This window comes from Chroococcus sp. FPU101 (assembly GCF_017312365.1).
Classification (GTDB): domain Bacteria; phylum Cyanobacteriota; class Cyanobacteriia; order Cyanobacteriales; family Microcystaceae; genus Chroococcus.
Map to the genome: position 1 here is coordinate 48,972 of NZ_BLJI01000024.1, position 24,402 is coordinate 73,373.

General features: G+C 37.6%; 15 protein-coding genes and 1 pseudogene. 10 read left to right on the plus strand and 6 right to left on the minus strand.

The genetic code is table 11. The features are described 5' to 3' along the window. Window positions 1-19: 19 nt before the first annotated feature. Complete coding sequence (locus tag CFPU101_RS17870) at window positions 20-1,609, plus strand: 2-isopropylmalate synthase (RefSeq protein WP_206816692.1); 1,590 nt, start codon at window positions 20-22, stop codon at window positions 1,607-1,609. 55 nt (window positions 1,610-1,664) lie between these two features. Here the strand turns inward: CFPU101_RS17870 and CFPU101_RS17875 are convergent, their stop codons facing one another. Then, entirely contained in the window at window positions 1,665-1,862 is a 198-nt protein-coding gene (locus CFPU101_RS17875) for a transferase hexapeptide repeat containing protein (RefSeq protein ID WP_206816693.1), read from the minus strand. Window positions 1,863-2,088: 226 nt separating this feature from the next. Next, entirely contained in the window at window positions 2,089-2,397 is a 309-nt protein-coding gene (locus tag CFPU101_RS17880; protein ID WP_206816694.1) for a hypothetical protein, read from the minus strand. 1,093 nt (window positions 2,398-3,490) lie between these two features. On the opposite strand from CFPU101_RS17880, the gene CFPU101_RS17885 reads away from it, so the two are divergent. The 7 genes from CFPU101_RS17885 (at window position 3,491) to CFPU101_RS17915 (ending at window position 15,277) form a co-directional block, all read left to right on the plus strand. Beyond that, a complete protein-coding gene (locus tag CFPU101_RS17885) occupies window positions 3,491-6,415 on the plus strand; it encodes a UPF0182 family protein (protein ID WP_206816695.1) in 2,925 nt (974 codons plus the stop codon). A gap of 93 nt (window positions 6,416-6,508) precedes the next feature. Next, the gene (locus CFPU101_RS17890; RefSeq protein ID WP_206816696.1) at window positions 6,509-7,345 is read left to right on the plus strand and encodes a neutral zinc metallopeptidase; all 837 of its coding nucleotides are present in this window, start codon (window positions 6,509-6,511) and stop codon (window positions 7,343-7,345) included. Window positions 7,346-7,479: 134 nt separating this feature from the next. Then, window positions 7,480-8,652, plus strand: coding sequence for a molybdopterin-synthase adenylyltransferase MoeB (moeB, locus tag CFPU101_RS17895; RefSeq protein ID WP_206816697.1), 1,173 nt, complete (start codon window positions 7,480-7,482; stop codon window positions 8,650-8,652). A 115-nt stretch (window positions 8,653-8,767) separates the two neighbouring features. After that, complete coding sequence (locus CFPU101_RS17900; protein WP_206816698.1) at window positions 8,768-9,361, plus strand: hypothetical protein; 594 nt, start codon at window positions 8,768-8,770, stop codon at window positions 9,359-9,361. 159 nt (window positions 9,362-9,520) lie between these two features. After that, window positions 9,521-11,299 (plus strand): hypothetical protein, encoded by a 1,779-nt coding sequence (locus tag CFPU101_RS17905; RefSeq protein ID WP_206816699.1) that lies wholly within the window; start codon window positions 9,521-9,523, stop codon window positions 11,297-11,299. Window positions 11,300-11,448: 149 nt separating this feature from the next. Next, window positions 11,449-13,452 carry a hypothetical protein gene (locus CFPU101_RS17910; protein WP_206816700.1) on the plus strand — a complete coding sequence of 668 codons (2,004 nt, stop codon included), beginning with the start codon at window positions 11,449-11,451 and terminating at the stop codon, window positions 13,450-13,452. A gap of 118 nt (window positions 13,453-13,570) precedes the next feature. After that, complete coding sequence (locus tag CFPU101_RS17915) at window positions 13,571-15,277, plus strand: pre-peptidase C-terminal domain-containing protein (RefSeq protein ID WP_206816701.1); 1,707 nt, start codon at window positions 13,571-13,573, stop codon at window positions 15,275-15,277. A gap of 24 nt (window positions 15,278-15,301) precedes the next feature. Here CFPU101_RS17915 and hpsP read toward each other — a convergent pair. The 4 genes and pseudogenes from hpsP to CFPU101_RS17935 form a co-directional block, all read right to left on the minus strand. After that, window positions 15,302-16,473: pseudogene (gene hpsP, locus CFPU101_RS17920) on the minus strand (hormogonium polysaccharide biosynthesis glycosyltransferase HpsP). 163 nt (window positions 16,474-16,636) lie between these two features. Further along, the gene (locus CFPU101_RS17925; protein ID WP_206816702.1) at window positions 16,637-17,851 is read right to left on the minus strand and encodes a type II secretion system F family protein; all 1,215 of its coding nucleotides are present in this window, start codon (window positions 17,849-17,851) and stop codon (window positions 16,637-16,639) included. A gap of 47 nt (window positions 17,852-17,898) precedes the next feature. Further along, window positions 17,899-19,002: a type IV pilus twitching motility protein PilT gene (locus CFPU101_RS17930; protein WP_277988767.1), complete on the minus strand. Its 1,104-nt coding sequence runs from the start codon at window positions 19,000-19,002 to the stop codon at window positions 17,899-17,901. Window positions 19,003-19,025: 23 nt separating this feature from the next. After that, on the minus strand, window positions 19,026-21,056 hold the full coding sequence (locus CFPU101_RS17935; RefSeq protein WP_206816703.1) for a GspE/PulE family protein: 2,031 nt from the start codon (window positions 21,054-21,056) through the stop codon (window positions 19,026-19,028). Window positions 21,057-21,313: 257 nt separating this feature from the next. Here CFPU101_RS17935 and grpE point away from each other — a divergent pair, with 257 nt between their 5' ends. Then, a complete protein-coding gene (gene grpE / locus CFPU101_RS17940) occupies window positions 21,314-22,072 on the plus strand; it encodes a nucleotide exchange factor GrpE (protein WP_206816704.1) in 759 nt (252 codons plus the stop codon). A 238-nt stretch (window positions 22,073-22,310) separates the two neighbouring features. Continuing rightward, on the plus strand, window positions 22,311-24,380 hold the full coding sequence (dnaK, locus tag CFPU101_RS17945) for a molecular chaperone DnaK (RefSeq protein ID WP_206816705.1): 2,070 nt from the start codon (window positions 22,311-22,313) through the stop codon (window positions 24,378-24,380). Window positions 24,381-24,402 lie beyond the last annotated feature (22 nt).

Consider the following 24,402-nt stretch of genomic DNA (forward strand, 5'->3'; position numbering starts at 1 on the left):
GTCAAGAGTAGATCACGCTATGAATCAACAAACAGACAGAATTATCATCTTTGATACCACCTTGCGAGACGGGGAACAGTCCCCAGGGGCAACACTCAACGTAGATGAAAAATTAGCGATCGCTCGTTCACTGGCACGACTGGGAGTAGATGTCATTGAAGCGGGTTTTCCCTATGCAAGTCCAGGTGATTTTATCGCCGTTCAAAAAATCGCTGAAGCTATTGGTAGTGAAAATGGGCCGACCATTTGTGGGTTAGCCCGCGCCACACGTCAAGATATTGCAAAAGCAGCAGAAGCCCTCAAACCCGCCGCTAAATCCAGAATTCACACTTTTCTCGCGACTTCAGATATTCATCTAGAATACAAACTCAAAAAAACACGTCAGGATATTTTAAGCATCGTGCCTGAAATGGTCGCTTATGCTAAAACATTTGTCAATGATGTAGAATTTTCGCCCGAAGACGCAGGAAGAAGCGATCCAGAATTTCTCTATCAAGTCTTAGAAAGAGCGATCGCAGCTGGGGCAACAACAGTTAATATTCCCGATACCGTCGGTTATACAACACCCGCAGAATTCGGCGCATTGATTCGAGGAATTAAAGAAAATGTCCCCAATATCGATCAAGCAATTATTTCTGTTCATGGACACAATGACCTCGGTTTAGCCGTCGCCAACTTTCTCGAAGCCGTGAAAAATGGGGCGAGACAGTTAGAATGTACGATTAATGGCATCGGTGAACGGGCGGGAAATGCAGCACTAGAAGAGTTAGTGATGGCACTTCATGTTAGACGTTCCTATTTTAATCCGTTCTTTGGACGACCCGCCGAATCGACCGAACCCTTAACCCAGATTAATACCAAAGAGATTTATAAAACCTCTCGTATGGTATCGAATCTCACTGGCATGATGGTACAACCGAATAAAGCGATAGTCGGGGCGAATGCTTTTGCCCATCAATCGGGAATTCATCAAGATGGTGTGCTAAAACATAAGCTAACCTACGAGATTATGGATGCTGAATCGATCGGTTTAACCAATAACCAAATCGTTTTAGGTAAACTATCGGGACGTAATGCTTTTCAGTCGCGTTTGAAAGAATTGGGTTTTGATCTTGGAGAAACGGATCTTAATAAAGCCTTCTTGCGGTTTAAAGATGTTGCCGACAAGAAAAAAGAGATCACAGACTGGGATTTAGAAGCCATTGTTAATGATGAAATCCAAAACGCTCCCGAAGTCTTTTGCCTAGAATTAGTACAAGTGTCCTGTGGTGATCATGCTCGTCCAACCGCTACAGTCATTGTCAGAAACGCAAACGGCGAAGAATTAATGGATGCAGCCATTGGAACAGGGCCAGTTGACGCAGTTTATAAGGCGATTAACCGTGTGGTTGATGTTCCTAACCAGTTAATCGAATTTTCGGTTAAATCGGTGACAGGTGGCATTGACGCGATGGGAGAGGTGACGATTCGCATTAAGCATGAAGACCGTATTTATTCGGGTCACGCGGCGAATACCGATATTATCGTCGCTTCGGCTAAAGCTTATCTAATTGCCTTAAATCGTTTGTATGCGGTTCTTCAACAAAAAGAACAAGAAGCAATGGTGTAACGCTAGTTGTAGAGGCGTGAAATCCGCGTCTCTACTTAGAAAAACTTTTAGTATATCACGACTGTTTATCTGTTTGGCGAAAAGAACGTCCGTACTCTAAAGCTTCTAGAAAAGCCGATTCATCAGAAATTGAGCCAATAAGTTTATCAAGCCAATTTTTAGAGATGGAGTCATTATTAGATATACGTTTAAGGTTAGCGACCTCTTGCTCAAGAGTTGCTAAACGATGTTCAAGAATTGCTTCATCTATCATGATTTTTTCCTTAAAAAACTTCTTAAGCAACTTTATTTTAACTAATTGCTCGCACTCAATTAATAGATTTCGTAAGAAGCTTTAAGCTTGGCTTGGAGATGATTCGCGCGAATTTATCAAAAAAGCTTAACAGAAGCCGAGATGACGGCTGCTAAACTTTATTAGGTTAGTTTAATATCAAATTTCTCTAGCACAGTTTCAACAAGTAATTATTGTTATTATCAGGTTAAGATATTAAAATATCAAGAATCGCACTTAGATCTTTATCTAGAAGACCTCCATTATAAGTATAGTTACCATCAAATTTTTTTAGCGCGGCTAACATTGAATCATAATCTCCGTCTCCAGTGTTCCACACTCGTTCAAACGAAACTTCGTTAAAATTATGTTCATTATATTTTCTAGCATATAAATCTACTATCTCAGCCGAGCCGATGGGTAGGCTGCTGATGTAGGCATATGTACATTTAATCCTATCGTAACCGAAAACCTTTCCATCAGAGTACTCAATAACAATATCGCAACCACCAGGCAAATGTGAAAGTGGATTAGTTCTGGATTCTCGCTCAACCTATAAAACATTATTTGCCAAATGATCTGGAAGGCCTATGTAAACTCGTTCAATACTACGGCTCATGCTCTCTACTCCGAGCTAAACCAATTATTTAATCATTTATTATCTAAACATTAATTATACGAAATCTTTCTGTTTATTTAACTGATAAAAGACCAAAAATTAAAAAGTTTAGTAGATTCACTATGTATAAAAATAAAAGCAAAAAAACTTTTAGTATATTTACTGATGATGATTATAAATTCTCTTGCTGTCTCTCTGTAAGAATAGACTGTACTTATCTTGAAGCAGTTTTAAATACTATTCAATAAGTATAAAAGACATGAAAAAGGATGGGGTAAAACCCATCCATATTAGTTCCCTCGCTTATTCAGTCAAAATCTGTATTTTTGTGTAGCGGTTTTATTAATTTACTAATTGTTGTTGGTATCTTCGTTTAATCATGCCACTGCCTTTACACACTTCACAAATCACCATTCTAGAACTGTTTTCTAAGTACAATACCCTTTTACCTTTGCAGTGGTGACAGATGACTAATTCTTCTAACCAATAATTAGAGAGAAAACTTTCATCCGTGATGTATGTAAAATCTTCATACATTAGACCATCCTCATTACCGTAATTGGCTGGACGTTATTCAGTTGATTCGCTTAATATAGAGAAACTTAAGTTAAATTGAAAAATAACAAATATCTAGATAAAAACGATTGTTCTTCTTCTATAATTGATCTGATGTTCGCGATTGTCTTTGCTTTACTTTTTTAAATTTTAACCTCGTCAAATTTGTCTTCTTTAATTTTTATCTTAAAGACTATATTCAGAATAGGTCAAAAACTTTATATTAATTCATATTTTGTTACATAGCTTCAAACTACATGAGTTGTTACTCCAAGTTTATGAAGTTATATCAAATTCGATGATTTCTTTTCAATGAATGAAGAGGGTTACTGAAAGAACAAGAAATTTTGGATATAAAGCGATGAATAAATAAGATTGATAGAGTTTTTATCTGTATAGTGCCTATAATCTAAATAATCGTAGCGTTATGATAACTATGCTAAGACGGACAAAGTTTCATCAATACCAAATTTTACTCATTGTACTAGGCACTATACTGACTTTAGGACTTCTCAGTAAGTTTATAGCTGAAATTTTATGGTTTGAAGAAGTTAATTATTTAAGTGTCTTTCTCAAAAAATTATTTTGGCAGTTATTACTAGGTCTTAGTGTTGGTTTATTTTCTTTATGGTTTTTATTAAGTAATTTACAGTCTGCTCAAGAGTGGAAATGGAACGTAGTACCACAACCAAATACAGAACCTAGCTTTCTAGAGAGAAAATCACAACCAGTAGGAAAATCAGCAATGATCCCTCAAATTCTAGAACTGAGGTTTCTCTGGTTCTTAATTGTAGTAGGAGCAATATCAATTTGGCTCGGTTTAACCATCTTAGGATATTTTCAAATTATTCGTAGAGCTTGGACTCCCGATTTTTATCTTCCTAATATTAGAGCTTCTCAATCAACCCCATTTACACTTTTTTGGTTACATCAAGTGGGTCAGGATTTAATTAAAGATGTGCGTAAATTAAGTCTTGTTATTACATTTGTGAGCTTTGTCTTAATTAAACCAAAATGGGTTTTAAGAATAGTTGCTGTTTTAATGAGTGTTCTGTTTGGTTTTTTATTTGCCTTAAATTGGGAGGTTATTCTTAAATTTATTAATGGAACTTCTTTTAATCTTCTTGAGCCACAATTTAATCAAGATATTAGTTTTTATATTTTTACGATTCCTGTTTGGCAGTTATTAGCTTCATGGATAGAAGGCTTACTATTAACAGCTATCTTAGCAGTTAGCTTAATTTATTTATTATCTGCAGATAGTCTTGCTCAAGGTAAATTCCCAGGCTTTTCTAATGAGCAAATGCGCCATCTGTGTGTTCTTTGGGGAAGTTTAATGTTCTTTCTAGCGTTACGCCATCTTTTAGAACGCTTTCAATTAGTTTATTCAACTACAGGAGTTGTTTATGGTGCAAGTTTTACAGATGTTTACATACAGCAATATTTAGAAATTAGTTTATTCTTGATTGCTTTGTTCTGTTGTTTGTTTTTTTATTGGCGAGCCATAACAGGAAAAAATTTACTCAAAAAAGTTTTTTATTTTTTACCATATAAAAGAAGTTTAACTTTAATCCTAATTCCTGTAGCTTTTTATTTTAGTTGTATTATATTTGGATTCATCTTACGGGATTCTGTACAGAGAATCATTGTAGAACCCAATGAACTTGAAAAAGAAAAAATTTTTATTTCTCGTTCTATTTCTAGCACTAGAACAGCGTTTGCATTAAATCGTATTGAAGCTAAGGTATTTAATCCAAGTGGCGATTTAACTTCACAAATATTACAAGAAAATGAGCTAACGATCAACAATATTAGTCTCTGGAATTCTCGTCCTTTATTAGAAGCAAATCGTCAATTACAACAAATTAGACTCTATTATAAATTTCCTGATGCTGATATAGATCGTTATCCAGTTCAACTACAAACAAGACAAGAAGATGAAATATTTAAAGAAAAACAACAAATTATTATATCAGCGCGGGAATTAGATTATACAGCTTTACCTGAGTCTGCTAGAACATGGGTCAATAATCATTTAGTTTATACTCATGGTTATGGTTTTACACTGTCACCTGTTAATTTAGCAGCGCAAGGGGGGTTACCATACTACTTTGTTAAAGATATCGGAACCACAGAGGAACCAGGTGCATTAAGAACTTCTAGTAAATTAGTACAAGAAAGTATTCCTATTGGAAAACCAAGGATTTATTTTGGCGAATTGACGGATAACTATATTTTTACTTCGACCAAAGTTAAAGAATTCGATTTTCCTAATGGTGATGAAAATGCTTTTAATACTTATGATGGGACTGGTGGTATTAAGCTAAATTCACCGCTAAAAATCGCTTTATTTGCTGATTATCTCAAGGATTGGCAAATGCTGTTTACGAGAAATTTTACGCGTGAAACAAAATTATTATTCAGACGAAATATTAGAGAAAGAGTGAAAGCGATCGCACCTTTTCTCAATTACGATCAAAACCCCTATCTTGTGGCAGCTGATATTAGCAATGAAGCACAAATCTCTAATAATAGTAAGCTATTTTGGATTATAGATGGTTATACAATTAGCGATCGTTATCCCTATTCAGATCCAGGAAAAAGCAACTTTAACTATATTCGTAATTCTGTCAAAGTTGTGATTGATGCTTATAATGGCGATGTCAATTTTTATATTGCTGACCCAGAAGATCCAATTATTCAAACTTGGACAAAAATTTTTCCAGAATTATTTAAACCTTTAGCGGCTATGCCCAAAAATTTACAAACTCATATCCGCTACCCAGATGATTTATTTAACGCTCAAGCTGAACGTCTGTTAACTTATCATATGATCGATCCAAAAGTTTTTTATAACCGAGAAGATCAATGGCAAATTCCGCAAGAAATCTATGGCACTGAACAGCAAGACGTAAAACCCTATCATTTAATTATGAAATTACCAGGGGAAAAAGATGAAGAATTTGTCTTGTTACAACCTTATACACCAACCAGTCGCCCTAATTTAATAGGTTGGTTAGCAGCGCGTTCTGATACGCCTAATTATGGAAAATTATTACTTTATCAGTTTCCTAAACAACAATTAGTATTTGGCCCAAATCAGTTAGAAGCCTTAATCAATCAAAATCCTACTATTTCTCAGCAAATTTCCTTATGGAATCGAGCAGGTTCAAAAGTTTTACAGGGTAATCTTTTGATTATCCCAATTGAACAATCTTTATTATATGTAGAACCTTTATATTTAGTAGCTGATCAAAATGGTGTCCCTACGTTGGCTAAGGTAATCGTCATTTATGAAAATCAAATTGTGATGCAGGATACTCTACAAGAAAGTTTAGAGAAAATTTTTGGCTCTTCTTGAAAAGATTAAAATAATTCTTTAGTTTAATAGATAGCCAGATCACAAAATTATATTCTGTATAATGAAACCACAAAACGATTGAGGGATTAAATTATGCGTTGGCAAATGGGGCGCAGAAGCGATAATGTTGAAGACCGTCGAGGTGGAGGAATGGTTCCCGTCGTCGGTGGGGGTTTAGGTGCAATTGTTTTAGCTCTGATTGCGATGTTTTTAGGAATCGATCCATCAATCATTTTACAATCTGGAATCCCTCAGCAAACCTCACCCAATTCGGGTTCACCTGAAGAAGATAGAACCAAAGACTTTATATCAGTAGTTTTAGCCGATACCGAGGATGTTTGGATAAAACAATTTCGTCAGATGGGAAGACAGTATGTAGAACCGAAATTAGTCCTTTTTTCGGGTTCAGTTGATTCAGCTTGCGGTTATGCTCAAGCAGCAATGGGGCCGTTTTATTGTCCTCGTGATCAAAAAGTTTATATTGATTTAAGCTTTTATCGGGAACTGCAAAACAAACTAAATGCACCAGGTGATTTTGCTCAAGCATATGTCCTTGCTCATGAAGTTGGACATCACGTACAAACCTTACTTGGTATTAGCCAACAAGTCGATGCAGCACGACGACGCTCTAGTGAAGCTCAGTCTAATCAACTCTCAGTACGTTTAGAATTACAAGCCGATTGTTTGGCGGGAGTTTGGGCAAATCAAGCTCAAAGAGAAAGAAATGTTTTAGAACAAGGCGACATTGAAGAAGCTCTTAATGCAGCTAGTCAAATTGGTGACGATCGCTTACAGTCTAGATCAAGAGGTTATGTTGTACCTGATTCCTTTACACATGGCACCTCAGCGCAACGGGTTCGTTGGTTTACCAGAGGATTTCAATCAGGGGATATGAATCAATGTAATACTTTTGCAACTAAGAGTTTGTAAAAAAACATTAAGCCAACACTAGAGGAATCGGCATCAAATTATCTATGATAGATAGTTGGTAAATACAAGATTTGCTAAAATACATTTCTTGCGCCTCTGTATATTTAAGACCTGAAAAAGGTTTAAAAAAGACTATGCTAAATCCTAACTTGGAAGAGATTGTACTTTCTTTCGAGGACTATCAACGTTATTCTCGCCATATTATTTTGCCTGAAGTTGGTCTAGAAGGCCAAAAAAAACTTAAAGCCGCAAGTGTACTATGTATTGGTACAGGCGGACTAGGTTCACCCCTACTGTTATATTTAGCGGCGGCAGGTATTGGACAAATTGGAATTGTTGATTTTGATATTGTTGATACTTCCAACTTACAACGTCAAATCATTCATGGAACTTCTTGGGTTGGTAAACCTAAAATTGTCTCGGCCAAAAACCGTATTTTAGAAATAAATCCTGATTGTCAAGTTGATTTATATGAAACTCAACTCACTTCAGCGAATGCTCTAGAGATTTTAGCACCCTATGACATTGTAATTGATGGTACTGATAACTTTCCGACGCGCTATTTAACCAATGATGCTTGTGTTTTATTAGATAAACCCAACGTTTACGGTTCAATTTTCCGCTTTGAAGGACAAGCAACTGTCTTTAACTATCAAGGTGGGCCAAATTACCGCGATTTATATCCCGAACCTCCACCACCAGGAATGGTACCCTCTTGTGCCGAAGGTGGGGTTTTAGGCGTGTTACCTGGTGTCATTGGTACGATTCAAGCAACCGAAGCAATTAAAATTATTCTGGGGGCAAAAAATACCCTCAGTGGGCGTTTATTACTTTATAACGCTTGGGAGATGAAATTTAGAGAATTGAAACTCAGACCGAATCCAGAGCGTCCTGTAATTGACAAATTGATTGATTACGAGCAGTTCTGCGGAATTCCCCAAGCAAAAGCCCAGGAGGTACAGCAGGCAATGGAACTTTCAGAAATGACAGTGGTTGAACTTAAACAGCTTTTAGATAGCGATGCTGATGATTATGTATTAATTGATGTGCGAAACCCCAATGAATACGAAATAGCTAGTATTCCAGGGGCAATTTTAATTCCTTTACCTGATATTGAAGACGGTTCGGGTGTTGAAAAAGTCAAAGAATTAGTTAATGGTCATCGTCTAATTGCTCATTGCAAAATGGGGATGCGCTCGGCTAAAGCACTCAATATCCTCAAACAATCGGGTATTGAAGGAACTAACGTCGTAGGAGGAATTACGGCTTGGAGTCGAGAAGTTGATCCAAGTGTACCCGAATACTAATCTTAATAATTAATTTAAGGGAATAGAAAATCTGTTCCCTTTTATTAGATTTACTTGATTTAAGTTTGGCTCTCTGGCTATGATGCTAGTAATTTATTAGATCTATCTGCTTAAAATGAATCAACATCAGAAAAAAATCTTAACATGGGCTGCGATCGTAACACTTCCCACAGGCTTAGGAATTTGGATTTTTCCTACAGCACCCGCATCAGCAAGAAATCAATTTGATGTTTGTGTGAGACAAATAGCTGGAACAGGTGTACCTATCGAAAAAGCTAAAGTTGCTTGTTCCGATGCCCTCATTCCTAGAGAATTATCACGATGCGTTGGTCAAATCAAAGGCAGAACAACCATTAACCCCGAAGATGCCCTAGAAGCTTGTTATCAAGTCAGACGACCTGTAGATTTAGCCAATTGCGTCACCGACATTAATCGTTCAGTACCGATAGCAGCCACCGAACCAACTGCTTCCTATCAAACTCAAGAAGGAACCCCTCTAAGTCTAGAAGCATCTTCTAAAGTGGAAGCTAACCCTTTATTGTTTGCTTTAGAATCTTGTCGTCGTAGTTTGTTGCCAGGTCGTTATTCAGAATGCGTTATTGCACTGTCTCGAAACGGTGAAGAAACGACACCAGTACAAGCAATGAAAATTTGTCTAACAGCAGAAGATTTTCCAAGAGAATTATTTCCCACTTACCCACAAAATTAAGGATTAACCATCTTGACTTAGAACAAGATTCTGTGATAAACCATACGGGAAGAAAAAGAAAAATCAGTTATTCATCAAGCATAACGATTTTTTTGTCTTCCCAATTTTTTTACAAAAATCATTTAGATTAATTATACAATTTAGTATTTGGGTGCAAGAATGACAGCTAATTTATTTGATGTTAACTACTATCGTCAAGCTAACCCCGACTTAGCAGCAGCTGGGTTAACAACAGACGAACTACTCACCAATCATTTTTTTTCCTCTGGGATTTATGAGGCTAGAGCCTTTTCGCGTTTTGCTGATCTAAATTTTTATCGAGCAAGTAACTCAGATTTAGCAGGGATCTTTGATAATCGAGCCTTATACGAGCATTTAGCGAATAATGGTGTTTTAGAAGGTCGTCGTTTTTCCCCTTTCTACGACACTCAATTTTATCAAAGTGCTAATCCAGATTTAGTTGCTGCTGGCTTAAATAATGAAGGTCTTTATAATCATGTTCAAACAGCAGGATTAGTTGAAGGAAGACGATTTTCACCCTTTTTTGATATTCAATACTATCGACAAGCTAATAGTGATTTAGCTGGTTTTGATAATGCAGGATTACTCGAACATTTTAAAGTATCTGGTTTAGCCGAAGGACGTAGATCATCTCTTTTTGTTGATGTTAATTTTTATCTACAATATATTGCGTCTTATCAAGATTTATCAGCTACCGCAACTGCAGTAAATAATAATCGTGTTTTAGCATTTAGAGAATTACAATCGTCTGGACTTCGTCAAGGACAACGCTTTTCACCCATTGTTGATTTAGATTTTTATCGAGAATATAATCCAGATTTAGCTTCTTTAGATAACGGAACATTATTTAATCAACTGGTTTTATCTGGTTCTCAAGAAGGTCGTCGTCTTTCAGTATCCTATGATCCAGTTTTTTATAGCATTGCTAACCCAGATTTAGCGGGATTAAATAGTGGGCAACTTTTAGGACATTTTGCAACTTCTGGATTGAATGAATTTCGACAAGCTTCAGATTCATATAATTCAGGTTTTTACTTAGGTAGTAATCCAGATTTGGTCGCCAATGGTATCACAACACCTCAACAAGCACTCTATCATTATGAAATTAGAGGTTTACGCGAAGGACGAGTAGCAAATAGCGTGGCGATTTCCGCAGCAACGGCAGGAACAGCATTAGGAAATGCGACAAATCTAGGGGCGTTTACCACTGGACGTAGTGGTTCAATTCAGGAAATAGTTGATAATAATAGTCCAACAGATGTTTATCGTTTTACCGTTGGGGCTGCCTCTAATGTCAATTTACAAATCACCAATTTACAAGCTCAAGTTAATTATTTATTAGTTTATGATAGAAATGCGAATGGACAAGGTGATGCAGGAGAATTTATTAGTACTCTTGTAACTAGCACCTCTGGTAATATTGGCGGCAACCTTGCAGAAGGAACATATTATCTGATTGTGCAACAAGCATCCGCTAATCAACAGACAAACTATGGGTTAAATTTATCAGCTACAGGAATCGGTGGCATCACTACATCTAGAGATCCAGGAGAAACAGCAGCAACCGCTTTAGATCTAGGCGTTTTAACAGAAACCTTAAATACTATTGAGTTTAAAGAGTTTGTCGGTACCTCTGATTCAGCAGATGTTTATCGCTTTACAACAACCGAAGAAGGAAGTTTTGTCGGGCAGGTTTTTAATATCAGTAGTTCAGTGAGAGCGGAAATTATTCTTGATAATAATAACAATGGAATTTTTGAACCTGAAGAGATAATTTTTAGTCAAATTGGGAATTCATCTAATCCGAACATTAGATTGCGGAGTATAGCAAGTGAAACGGCAGTTACTTTCTACGTGAGAATTACACCTGAAACTTCTACTATTCGAGGAACTTATAGCTTAGGTTATCGGTTTTAGCAAGAGAAGATAATTCAAATTGGAGAAGGGACTAAAATCAAATCTTTCTCCTTAATTTAATTTTTAAAAAATTTGGAACAAAAAAAAGAATAAAAAGTCATTAGAGAGTATACGAAAACTAACCTAATTCATTACCAAAAAACTCTAAAATGACTGTTAATCTTTTAGATGTAAATTATTACAGACAAGCTAACTCTGATCTTACAAACTTAACAAATGAGCAATTAGTTGATCATTTTTTGACAACTGGAATTAATGAAAATCGTTCTTTTTCTCGTTTAGTTGATTTAAGCTTCTATCGTGCTAGTAATCCAGATATTGCTAGTTTTAGCAATGCTGAATTATCTAGTCATCTATCTAACTCTGGAGTTCAAGAAGGTAGACGTTTTTCTCAGTTTGTTGATCTAAATTTTTATGGTTTGGCAAATCCTGATTTAGCATCTTTAAACAATGAACAGAGATTTGATCATATCAATAGCTTTGGATTAAATGAAGGACGCATTTTTTCTCAATTTGTTGATCTAAACTTTTATCGTTTTGCTAATAGTGACATTGCTGCTTTAAACAATACTCAAATATTCGATCATTTACGAAATAATGGATTACGCGAAGGTAGACAATTCTCTCAGTTTGTTAATCTTGATTTATATAAATTTCTAAATTCAGACTTAACTACTTTAAATAATCAAGCCCTGCTTGAACATTTAGAAATAACTGGATTATCAGAAAATCGCCAATTTTCCTATACTATTGATCCTAATTTTTATCGCAGTTTTAATCCAGATTTAAGTAATTTGGGTTTAAGTAATCAAGGGCTATTAGAGCATTTTGAAGCTTTAGGATTAAAAGAAGGACGTGTAGGTTCTGCTATTTTTAATGCACCTTTATATTTAGCTAACAGTCCCGATCTTGTACAAATTGGATTCAATACACCTTCGCAAGCGATAGTACATTTTGAAGCATTTGGTTATCAAGAAAATCGAATTATAAGTAATGCTGGATATAATATTACTCAAGATCCAGGCAATACTCTTAGCACTTCAGCGGAATTAGGCGTTATTTTAGGGCGTAGAATTGCTAATCTTAATCAACAATTAAGCAATTCAGATCGAGATGATATATATCAATTTACTTTAGCAACAATTACAAACATAGAGTTTTCAATTAAGAGCATCGATGGAGAAGTTAACGCTCAACTAATCTATGACAGCAATAATAACGGATTGATTGAAGCTGGAGAAAGTATTTTTAGTAGCAATACAGGTTCTTTAGTTGAATTTGCTAAAACTTTAGGTGTTGGCTCTTATTATCTAACTGTTTCTACACCCAGAACAGATAGTATTATCAACTATACTTTAACACCATCAGCAACGACTATTAAAGTTAGTAACCCAGTTGAGCCAGGTGATACATTAACCACTGCTTTAAATTTAGGTACTCTCAATAACGCAACGATTAATTTACAAGATTTTGTCGGTGTGGTAGATAATAGCGATATTTATCGTTTTTATCTTAACACGATCAGCGACGTTGATGTACAAATTAATGGTTTAACTGGACAAGACTCGGTAGATGCGCAGCTAATATTCGATCAAAATAATGATGGACAAATAGAAATAGAGTATATCAGTTTTGATACTTCTACCTCCTCAATTTCTTTATTTGGAACATTGGGAATAGGATCTTATTATGTCAGAGTTCAACCATCATCAAGTAGTAGCAATACAAATTATAATATTAATTTTTCTGTAGCAACAACATCCAATCTTCCGACAACTTCTGTTGATCCAGGAGATTCTCTGCAAACAGCTTTAAATCTGGGTATATTGACTGAAAATAGCGTATTTAGTGATTTTGTTGGCACGGCTGATCGAACAGATATTTATCGTTTTAACATTATTAATCAACCCAATACAGAAAGAAATGTTAGATTTAATGTAGATCTTCTCACTGAATCTGTTAATACTATTTTAGTTTATGATGCTAATAGTAATGGTCAAGTTGATACAACAGATCTTATAACCAATATTGGCCGTAGTTCTTCGGCGTTTAGCTCTACAGAAAGATTGGTGGATGGTACTTATTTTCTAAGAGTTAATTCTGCCAATTTTCAAACTAATACTACTTACCGACTTTCACTCAATTTAGTGTAGCGAGTCTAAGGAAGAAGTAAGAATAAACTTGCCCTTGCTTTTTCCTGATTTGACTAAGATAACGACAATTTATAAAAAATCAGATAATATAGAAAAAATTGTTTGAGATAAAAACATTATGGCAGTTAATTTATTTGATGTCGGCTATTATCGTGAAGTCAATCCAGATTTAGCAGCAGCAGGATTGACAACGGATGAACAACTGACTAATCATTTTTTTACCTCTGGGATTAATGAAGGTAGATTATTTTCTCGATTTGCCGATCTAAATTTTTACGGCGCGAGTAATCCAGATGTAGCAGCAGCTTTTAATTTTGAGCGAGTTGGACTTTATACCCATTTAGCTAATACTGGTGTTTTTGAAGGAAGACGATTTTCACCTTTTTTTGATTTAAGTTTTTACCAAACAGCTAATCCAGATTTAGCAACAGCAGGAATTACAACGAATGAGCAGCTTTTTGATCATTATCAAAGTTTTGGAATTAATGACGGTAGGCGCGCTTCTGCTATAGTCGATTTAGGATTTTATAAATCTGCTAATGGGGATTTAGCAACTCTTGGCAATGCACAACTTTTAGATCACCTACGACGCAATGGTATTACAGAAGAACGCCGTTTTTCTCCAGTCGTCGATTTAGGAATTTATGAAGCAGCTAATCCAGATCTAAAAGCCGCTAATTTATCCTATACAGCATTATTACAACATATTGGAACTAATGGCATTTTTGAAGGTCGTCGTTTATCTTTGTCTTATAATCCTGTGTTTTATGTCAACAATAATCCAGATTTAGCTACTGCGGGTTTGAATAGTCAACAACTTTTTAATCATTTTGAATTTTCTGGAATTAATGAAGGACGACAAGCATCGGACTATTTTAATGTTAATGTGTATAGAGCAAATAATCCAGATTTAGGATTAAATGGAATTGTCACAAATCAGCAAGCTTTAAATCATTTTGAAGCGTATGGCTTTAATGAAGGTCGTCTTTCGGGTAATACACCTTTTGCTATTCCGACAGGGACTACACCTGGCCATAATAATTTTAATCTAGCAACAGCCGCGAATTTAGGTACTTTTAATAATATACGCAGTGGAACAATTAGCGAACAAATTAATAGTAGTGATCTAAATAACAACTTTTTAAATGATATTTATCGAGTTTTGATTCCGACTACGTCAGATGTCAATATTTCAATTAGTGGAACCAGTAGACCATTAATTTTACAAATTATCTATGACCGTAATGGTAATAATTTAAACGATGGTGGTACGAATGAGGAGATTTTCTCACGCTCTAATAACACTCCTTCTTCTGCGTTTAGCCGTACTTTAGGTCAAGGAACTTACTACATTAGAGTTTTTACTTCTGATTTGACCACCAACGCCAACTATACTTTAGGCTTTTCCGCAACAACAATCCCAATGATTCCCGCTAGACCCGATCCTGGTGAAACGGCTAACACTGCCTTAAATCTTGGTACACTTACCAGTAATATTATAGGCTTACAAAATTTTGTTGGTGTTGCCGATCCATCAGATTTTTATCGTTTTAATGTCGCAACACCTAGTACCTTAAACTTAACCATTGGCAACTTTAATATTGTTAGTAATGCCGATGCACCAACATTAGAACTTTACTTTGATGAGAATAACGATAATCAAATTGATGATGGTGAATTGAATGAGTCTCGTTCTCAAATTAGTGCGCCTCTTACCCTTTCAAAAGCTCTAGCCGCAGGAACCTACTTCCTTAAAATACAACAAAACAGTGTTTTTGTAGCAGCCAGCAATACTCGTTTTAGTCTCAATTTATCAGCAGCCTAAATAAGTTGGGTGGGTTTGTCCCACCTACTTAATCGCTTGTTGATAAACCGTAATCATTTTTTGTGCGATCGCATCCCAGCTATACTGTTCTGTCACCAACGAAAGAGCATTTTTTCCGCGTTGTTCCCGTTCATAAGGATCTTGTAAGGCGATTTGTAAAGTTTGGGTTAAATCGGCTACATGACATTGAGTAACCCAACCTGCCGCCGCTTTTTCGACTGCCTCCCAAATATGAACTTGATCGGAAATGACTACTGGTGTACCCATTCCCATCGCTTCAGCAACCGCAATCCCAAAATTTTCATAATAAGAAGGTAAGACTAATAAATCGGCATCTAGTAATAAACCTAACTTAACCTCGCCTTCAACAAATCCCGTAATCGTTGTATGTTTAGCTAAAACTGAACCTTCAATTCGTTGTTTAATCTGATTTTCATAAATTGGATCTTGAGGATTACTCCCCGCTAAGACAAAATGAAAATCGATTCCTTTGTCTAATAAAGTTTCTAACGCAGGTAATAACAAATCTAATCCTTTTTTTGGATCAATGCGCGACATAAATACAATTAAAGGAACCTGATGCGGAATTCCTAACTGATGAGATATTTTGCCTTTTTCAGGTATGGATTTTGGAAAATTAACACCCAAAGGAACCACAAAATCTTGAGTATGAATGCCAAATCGTTCAGATATCTGGCATTCTTGTTCGCTTGTAAAATGAATCCCCGCCGCACCAGCTATATTGGGTTTTTCTAAAAGTGCAGCATAAATCTTTTTAAGATGTTGTTTTTTCAGTAAATCGGCTGGATCAAGTGTACCTAAAGGGCGCAGCAAATAGGGTAATTTTTTCTGACGGCAAACTGTAGCGGCAGCCGTACTAACGGGAGAAAATAGAGCATGAATATGAGCGATGTCATAGCGATGAGCTTCTTTAGCTAACCAATTGAGTAAACCGAGAGAAAATTTATAACGACGAAACGGAGAACAGGGAAAATAAATAACCTGATAGCCATTTTCTAAAATCGGTTTTGCTAAAGGAACATCTAAAGGAGGTTGACCCACATCACCATTAGAATTAGTAGTTAAAATCGTCACTTCAACACCTTGTCGTGCCAGTGCTGATGAGAGACCAATCACCATTTGACTCGGGCCTCCATAAATCAGTGAGATGAAGGAACGATTTGTAAAACTTTCATAAATTCTATGACTCGGTTACTCGCTTTAGTTTAACCTGAGTTTTAGCTGATCTGAAGTGGAAAATTAGAAAAAGATTTTGAAAACCACATAATTAGATATTTGTCAATCTTTTTTATAAAAATAGAGACGCGTTCTAATCACGTCTCCAAAGAGCAATTTTTTCTAACCCAAAGCATCGAAAACTTTGAACATGGGTAAATACATTGATAGCAAAATCGTTCCCACCAAACCAGCAATCATCACCATCATCAACGGTTCAATGACACTGGTTAAAGCTTTAACGGCTTGTTCTACCTCATCTTCATAAAAATCAGCAACTTTCATCATCATCGAATCTAATTCCCCAGTTTCCTCACCAATACTAATCATTTGAATCGCTAGAGGGGGAAAGACTTTTTCTTGTTGTAAAGCGAGACTCATCATACCCCCTTGTTGAATTTCATATTTAGCCGCACTAACCGCATTAGCAATCACTTGATTACCCACCGTATTACAGACAATTTCTAGGGAATTTAAAATCGGAACACCCGAACGAGTTAACGTTCCGAAAACACGACAAAAGCGGGCTACTGCTGTTTTTTCATTTAATTCACCAAATAACGGCATCTTCAGCATAAAACCATCAATTTGTAGGCGACCTGCTGGCGTTTTGTAATAGTTTCGTAGAAAAAAGCTTGTACCGATAATGGCACCAATCGGAATTAGAATCTTCCAGCTACGCATAATACTGCTTAAAAACAACATAAATTGTGTCAGTGCAGGTAAAGGAACATCTAAATCTTGGAAAATTTTGGCAAAGACTGGAATCAAAAAGATCGTCATTGCAAAGAAAACAATAATCGCTAAAACTCCGACGGTGACAGGATAAGCCATCGCTGATTTAATTTGATTCTTCAAACGGGCCATATCTTCTAATAATTTAGCCAAACGGTTTAAGACTTCATCTAAGACCCCACCCGCTTCACCCGCTTCAACCATACTCACATAAAGCTGATCAAAACACTCAGGATGTTTAGCCATTGCTTCAGATAACGGACTTCCTTGCTGTACTTCGGCACTAATCGCAGTAAGAGCCTTTTTCATCTTGGGATTACCGCATTGTTCCGATAACACCCCCAAACATCTAACAATAGCCACACCTGCATTGATCATGACCGAAAATTGACGGGAAAAAACCGCCTTATCTTTAATCGAAACGTTACTTAAAGCCGATTCAAACCTTGATAAATCAATTTCCATGCCCGATTTATTAATTTTACCAACCGAAGCATATTTCATCTTCAGCAGCATTCGAGCTTGTTCTGGGGACATCGCTTCGACTTTTTCTTTAAAAACCTTTCCAGAATTATTTTTAACTTGGGCGACAAAAGTAGGCATTGCTTCATCCTCGCGTTATATTAAAATAAAAATTTGAGATGATCGGTTTAGCGTCTATTCCCAGTGGCGATCGGTTTAGCACCTGCAATCAAACGCTGCAATTCATCGGGTTTACCACTTTTAGAAATTGCTTCCTCAAAAGAAATCGTGCCATTAACCACCAAATTAGTTAAAGCTTGTTCCATCGTTTGCATACCCAGTTTCAAACCCGTTTGAATCGATGAATAAATTTGAGCGGCTTTTCCTTCTCGAATTAAGTTTGCGATCGCAGGAGTAACCACCATAATTTCTTGCACCATCGCCCGACCAAATTCACCCGGTTTTGGAGCTCTTTTTTGGACTAACGCTTGGCTAAACACTGCGAGTAATGAATTAGACAACATCGCACGGATTTGCGCTTGTTGATTTGCTGGAAAAACGTCAATAATCCGATCAATCGTACCCGCCGCCGAGCTAGTATGTAAGGTACCAAACACTAAGTGACCCGTTTCTGCTGCCGTAATTGCTAAACTAATGGTTTCTAAATCCCGCATTTCCCCAACAAGAATGATATCGGGATCTTCGCGCAAAGCCGCCCGTAGCGCATTCGCAAAGCTTTTCGTATCTTCTCCTTTTTGGCGTTGGTGAAATAGACTTTTAGCATTTGGGAACACATATTCTATTGGATCTTCAACTGTGAGAATGTGTTCAGCGCGAGTACGGTTAATCAGGTCTAACATGGCTGCTAGAGTTGTTGTTTTACCTGAACCCGTTTGTCCCGTCACGAGAATCAAACCTCTGGGACGTTCCGACATTTCTCGAATCACTTCAGGTAAACCGAGTTGCTCAAAGTTAGGGATTTTTGAAGATAAAGCCCGTAAACAAGCTGCATAACAGCCTCGTTCTTTATACACATTGACCCGAAAGCGTGCTAGTCCTTTAATCCCATAAGAACAATCCAACTCCCAATTCTGCTCTAACTCTTTGCGTTGAGTATTATTAAGCATACTAAAGATTAATTTTTGGGCTACTTGCGGGGTGAGTAATTCTTCACTAATTGGGGCTAACTTACCACTAATGCGAAAATAGATGGGTGCGCCCGCTTGAATGTGCATATCTGAGCCACCCATTTCTACCAATTGTTCCATTAAATCTTCGATCATTAATTCCACAGCAATTACTCTCCTAGTTTTTTTTAAGCTGAGTGTTCATTAAATCGAGGAGTCATACAATAAGGACAATCCAACCACTCAGGCTGTAAATCAGCACTACAGGTACGACAGGTTAGACCACTTTTGCGTTTTGCTTTTAATTCAGCCTCTAAACCCGAATCAGTAAAGGTCACCCGTTCGACTTCTTCAAGGGTGGTGTATCCTTGACGGACAAGGTTAAGACTATATGCCAGTAGGGTAATCATTCCTTCTTCAACAGCGACTTCTTTAATGCGGTCTGTCGTCGCACCTTCGTTAATCATGACTTGTAAGCGTTCACTGTTCCGCATCACCTCATAAACACCAACGCGTCCTTTATAGCCACTGCCACTACATTTTTGACACAATTTATTAGTAGCGCGGGCTTCTTGTATTTCATCAAGGGTTAAGGTATTGGCTTTATAAAAAATCACTTCCTCTTCATTAGAAGCCGTCAAGCCAAAATGAGCTAATTCTTGGCGAGTCGGGTTATAAGCAACACGACATTCGGTACAAACGCGACGCATCAAACGTTGTGCTAGAACGCCCAGTAATGCACCCGAAATCATAAACGGTTCTACACCCATTTCGTCTAGACGAGCGATCGCACCTGCTGCATCATTGGTGTGTAGAGTGGTTAAGACCAAGTGACCTGTTAAAGCTGCTTCAATTGCTGTTTTTGCCGTTTCCTTGTCCCGTGTCTCACCCACCAGTATCACATCGGGATCTTGTCGCATGAAGGCTCGTAGAATTGAAGAAAAATCCATCCCTTTTTCCCGAATGACTTGAACTTGCGTGATACCAGGTAAAGAATATTCGATCGGATCTTCAGCCGTACTAATATTGACTCCAGGATGATTTCGTTCTGCGAGAACCGAGTAAAGACTGGTCGATTTACCTGAACCTGTTGGCCCTGTCACTAAGATCAAACCAAAAGGACGACTGGCTAAATCTCTGACAATTGCGAGAGTTTGATCATCGGTAATCAATTTATCTAGCCCCAGTTGCGTCGCACTATTATCTAAAATCCGTAAACAGACTTTTTCACCGTAACGACTGGGTAGCGTATTGACCCGAAAATCGACTTTTCTCCCTTGATATAAACGGCGAATTTTGCCATCTTGGGGTAGTCTTCGTTCGGCGATATCGAGATCCGACATAATCTTAAAACGTGCCACCACAGCAGGAGTAACCTTTCTCGGTAAAGGCTCAAAAGCTTGTTGCAGTACCCCATCTCTGCGAAATCGAATGCGAAGAACCTCTTCTTGTGGCTCAACGTGAATATCCGATGCCCCTTCTTGTAATGCTTTAGCGAGTATTTTGTTGACAAGATTGATCACTGGTGCTTCATTGGCATCACCAGACTCTAAATCATCAGTCGCCTCATCTTTCGCGGCAGCTACTGAAGCATCAATATTTTCAACAATTTCCGTAATATCGGCTAATTTCTCGATTTCTCTTTCTTTAAGAAGTCTTTTACGCTCGATGTCCAGTTCACCCTGCACCCCGTGATACTGCTCCAATAATCGCTCATAATCTTCGGGCGTAATGACCAAACGCTGTAAACCTAATTCTTTAGGGCGTAAAATTCGGTTAACATCATCGAGAGCTTCGAGGTTATCGGGATCGACCATCGCCACTAAAATAGAAGGTGATAACCCTTCAATGCGTCTGAGGGGGACTAGGCGATAACGACGACAAATATCAATTGGAATCAACGTATCGATTAATCGAGCCGATTCCATTGCATCAATATTATTAATTTCTGGATCGAGAAATTCAACCCCAAACAAAATCTTTAATTCAAAAAGCTGATTTTTTTTGTACTGTCGCTGCAAATCTGGAGGTAGAGGTCTTCCAGTAATCATTTGCAAGACATCGGTTAACGGACGACCTGTTTTTCGGGTTTCAATCAAAGCTTGTTGCATTTGATCGGGTGCAGCGTAGCCAACTTGTACCAGTTTATTACCAAAAGGCGAAAAATAGTTTCTTAAAGCAACGGCCCGTGTCCGTTTTGAAGTTGAAGCATTCGTCATAAAATCCTAATAACCTCGTCACTACTTCTCAGTGTTCCCAAAATCGAGGTTAAATTGATCGCAGAAGTAAAAAAACTGAAATTTCAGGACTACAAGACGAGTGATCTTTGAACAACCCATCTAATCTACCTTTTGTGCTTATTTTTTCATCAATTCGGTTGAACCGCGTCAATGTCCACAAAATGTTACATTAGTTGAGAGGGAAACCCAAATAATGACCAAAAATACAAGCTAATTGCGACTCCAATAATCGTCTTATGAGTGAAGAACAAAAACCATTAGAGACAAATTTAGAAAATTTAGAATCTTCTTTTGGGTCAATGGGCGAAACTGACCCTAAATCATCTGTTGTTGATCCTCAAACAACAAATCAGGCTACGCGTGGGTCTTCAACAGAAGATTCTAACGCCACTTCTGGACAAGAAAATGTGTCTCCTGAGGTTCTCATGGCGAACTTAGAACAGGAAATCGCCACGCTTTCTAAACAACTCGATGAGCAAACCCAACAAGCTGAAGCCCACAAAAAACGCTACATAAGTCTAGCGGCTGAATTTGATAATTTTCGGAAACGGACACAGAAAGAAAAAGAAGACTTAGAAATTCAGATCAAATGTAAAACCATTGCTGAATTATTACCTGTGATCGATAACTTTGATCGGGCCAGAACTCAACTTAAACCGACTACCGATGGCGAAATGGGCATTCATAAAAGCTATCAAAGTGTATATAAAAACTTTGTTGATGGTTTAAAACGCCTTGGTGTTTCAGCAATGCGCCCCGAAGGACAGCCTTTTGATCCGAGTTATCATGAAGCAATGCTACGAGAATATACGGATGAATATCCAGAAGGAACTGTGATAGAACAGTTAATACGGGGCTATCTTTTAGGAGATCAAGTTCTGCGTCACGCTATGGTCAAAGTGGCTGCCGCTCAAGATCCTGATCAGGTTTCTGACTCAAGTAATGACGATCGTCAATTGTATGAAGAAGAAACCAGCGACTCTAATTCAATTTAGAACAAGTTTGAAGTCATTAGCTCACGCGATTAATTTCGTTGTGACTAATGATTTTTAAAAATGTTTTCAGTTGAATTAAAAAATTCTCCAACTGACCCCTCTCAAAACAATCATTTTATTAAAAAAAATCGATATCTTGAAAGCTTCTGCGCTTGATTAGTTTAACAAAAGACTGATTAAACAAGACGGTTCTTTGTTCATGCGTGAGTCTGAAGCATATGATTAGGGCATAAGAATTATGGGAAAAGTCATTGGGATCGATTTAGGGACGACGAATAGTTGTGTAGCTGTTCTAGAAGCAGGACAACCCATCGTTATCCCCAATTCGGAAGGCGGACGCACTACGCCAAGTATCGTAGGATTTGGTAAGGCGAATCAGCGATTAATAGGACAATTGGCTAAACGTCAAGCCGTTACCAATGCTGAGAATACGGTTTATAGTATTAAACGTTTTATTGGACGACGCTGGGCGGAAACCGAACAAGAACGATCGCACGTTACCTATCAATGTAACAAAGGCCGAGAAGACACCGTAAATGTACGGATTCGGAACAAAGATTTTACCCCGCAAGAAATCAGCGCGATGATTCTGCAAAAACTCAAAAAAGATGCCGAAGATTTTTTAGGTGAACCCGTCTCCGAAGCAATTATTACCGTTCCCGCTTATTTTACCGATGCCCAAAGACAAGCCACCAAAGACGCGGGAGTGATTGCAGGATTAGAAGTATTAAGAATTATTAATGAACCAACCGCCGCCGCCCTAGCCTATGGTTTAGAAAAACAAGACGAAGAGCAACAAATTCTAGTCTTTGATTTAGGGGGTGGAACCTTTGACGTATCAATTTTACAGATCGGAAACGGCGTTTTTGAAGTTAAATCCACTTCTGGCAATAACCATTTAGGAGGTGATGACTTTGATAACGTCTTAGTCTCTTGGCTAATTGAGAATTTTAAAAATTCAGAAAAAATCGATCTAAGCACCGACAAAATGGCGATTCAACGATTGAGAGAAGCGTCAGAAAAAGCCAAAATTGAACTCTCAACGATGGGAACTACTTCCATTAATCTCCCGTTTATCAGTGCCGATGAAAATGGGCCAAAACATTTAGAAGTCGAACTCACCCGCGCCAAATTTGATGAACTAACGCAAGCACTTGTCGAAGGAACTAAAAGCCCAGTTCAACAAGCCTTAAAAGACAGTGAATTAACACCCCAAGACATTCAACGTGTCATCTTAGTCGGCGGTTCGACTCGTGTTCCAGCCGTACAGCAAATGATCCAACAGATTTTCCCAAGCAGTAAAATTGATCGCTCGATCAATCCCGATGAAGCCGTCGCACTTGGTGCAGCCATTCAAGGAGGCATTTTAGGGGGAGACATTCAAGACATTCTACTCCTTGATGTGACCCCTTTATCTTTAGGCATTGAAACCCTTGGGGAAGTCTTCACCAAAATTATCGATCGTAATACTACCGTTCCCACCAGTAAATCACAAATCTTTTCCACCGCAGCCGATGGACAAACTTCTGTAGAAATACAGGTGTTACAAGGCGAAAGGGCGATGGCGAAAGACAATAAAAATCTAGGGAAATTTCTTCTTAATGGGATTCCACCTGCGCCAAGAGGTGTACCACAAATAGAAGTTTCATTTGAAATTGATGTGAATGGAATTTTAAAAGTTTTAGCCCACGATCAAGGTACAGGTAAAGAGCAGAGTATTTTAATTAGCCATACTGGGGGACTAAAAAGCGAAGAAATTGATCGAATGCGATCGGAAGCCGAAAAATACGCTGATTACGATCGTCGTCGTCTGCTGATCATCGAGATCAAAAATCAAGCCGATAGCCTATTCCATACCCATGAGACAACCCTTAAAGAAAATGGTCAACTCATTAGTGAAGATCTAAAAATCTTGAGTCAACGCAAAAAAGAACAGTTAGAAGCAGGATTAAAAGATAATAGCGTTAGTCTTGAAAAACTGAAAACCTATATCGAAGAATTTAGACAAGTCATTCTAGAAATTGGAACGCGAATTTATACTGGAGCAAAAGTCAATCAAAACACTCAAACCTTTAATGCTAATCCAGATGATCCTACCCGTTTAACGCGACCCGATCAAACCATTGAGATGGCCACTACTACCAGAACGAACACTGCCAATGCACCAACCGCCCCCTATCGCCCATCCACTGCAACCTCATCTGGAACAGGTTTTAGAACCTATACTCGGGTTGAGCCAGAATCGAGCGAATCCTATGATTATGATGCAGATGAAACAATGGCCAGTGACTATGAAGCAGTAGATTAAGTGCGATTCGTTTAGTCGAAAT

Bases quoted from the DNA above. Each gene is read 5' to 3' on its own strand.
- CFPU101_RS17870 (WP_206816692.1), top strand. From the start codon at position 20: ATGAATCAACAAACAGACAGAATTATCATCTTTGATACCACCTTGCGA.
- CFPU101_RS17875 (WP_206816693.1), bottom strand. From the start codon at position 1,862: ATGATAGATGAAGCAATTCTTGAACATCGTTTAGCAACTCTTGAGCAA.
- CFPU101_RS17885 (WP_206816695.1), top strand. From the start codon at position 3,491: ATGCTAAGACGGACAAAGTTTCATCAATACCAAATTTTACTCATTGTA.
- CFPU101_RS17890 (WP_206816696.1), top strand. From the start codon at position 6,509: ATGCGTTGGCAAATGGGGCGCAGAAGCGATAATGTTGAAGACCGTCGA.
- moeB (WP_206816697.1), top strand. From the start codon at position 7,480: ATGCTAAATCCTAACTTGGAAGAGATTGTACTTTCTTTCGAGGACTAT.
- CFPU101_RS17900 (WP_206816698.1), top strand. From the start codon at position 8,768: ATGAATCAACATCAGAAAAAAATCTTAACATGGGCTGCGATCGTAACA.
- CFPU101_RS17905 (WP_206816699.1), top strand. From the start codon at position 9,521: ATGACAGCTAATTTATTTGATGTTAACTACTATCGTCAAGCTAACCCC.
- CFPU101_RS17910 (WP_206816700.1), top strand. From the start codon at position 11,449: ATGACTGTTAATCTTTTAGATGTAAATTATTACAGACAAGCTAACTCT.
- CFPU101_RS17915 (WP_206816701.1), top strand. From the start codon at position 13,571: ATGGCAGTTAATTTATTTGATGTCGGCTATTATCGTGAAGTCAATCCA.
- CFPU101_RS17925 (WP_206816702.1), bottom strand. From the start codon at position 17,851: ATGCCTACTTTTGTCGCCCAAGTTAAAAATAATTCTGGAAAGGTTTTT.
- CFPU101_RS17935 (WP_206816703.1), bottom strand. From the start codon at position 21,056: ATGACGAATGCTTCAACTTCAAAACGGACACGGGCCGTTGCTTTAAGA.
- grpE (WP_206816704.1), top strand. From the start codon at position 21,314: ATGAGTGAAGAACAAAAACCATTAGAGACAAATTTAGAAAATTTAGAA.
- dnaK (WP_206816705.1), top strand. From the start codon at position 22,311: ATGGGAAAAGTCATTGGGATCGATTTAGGGACGACGAATAGTTGTGTA.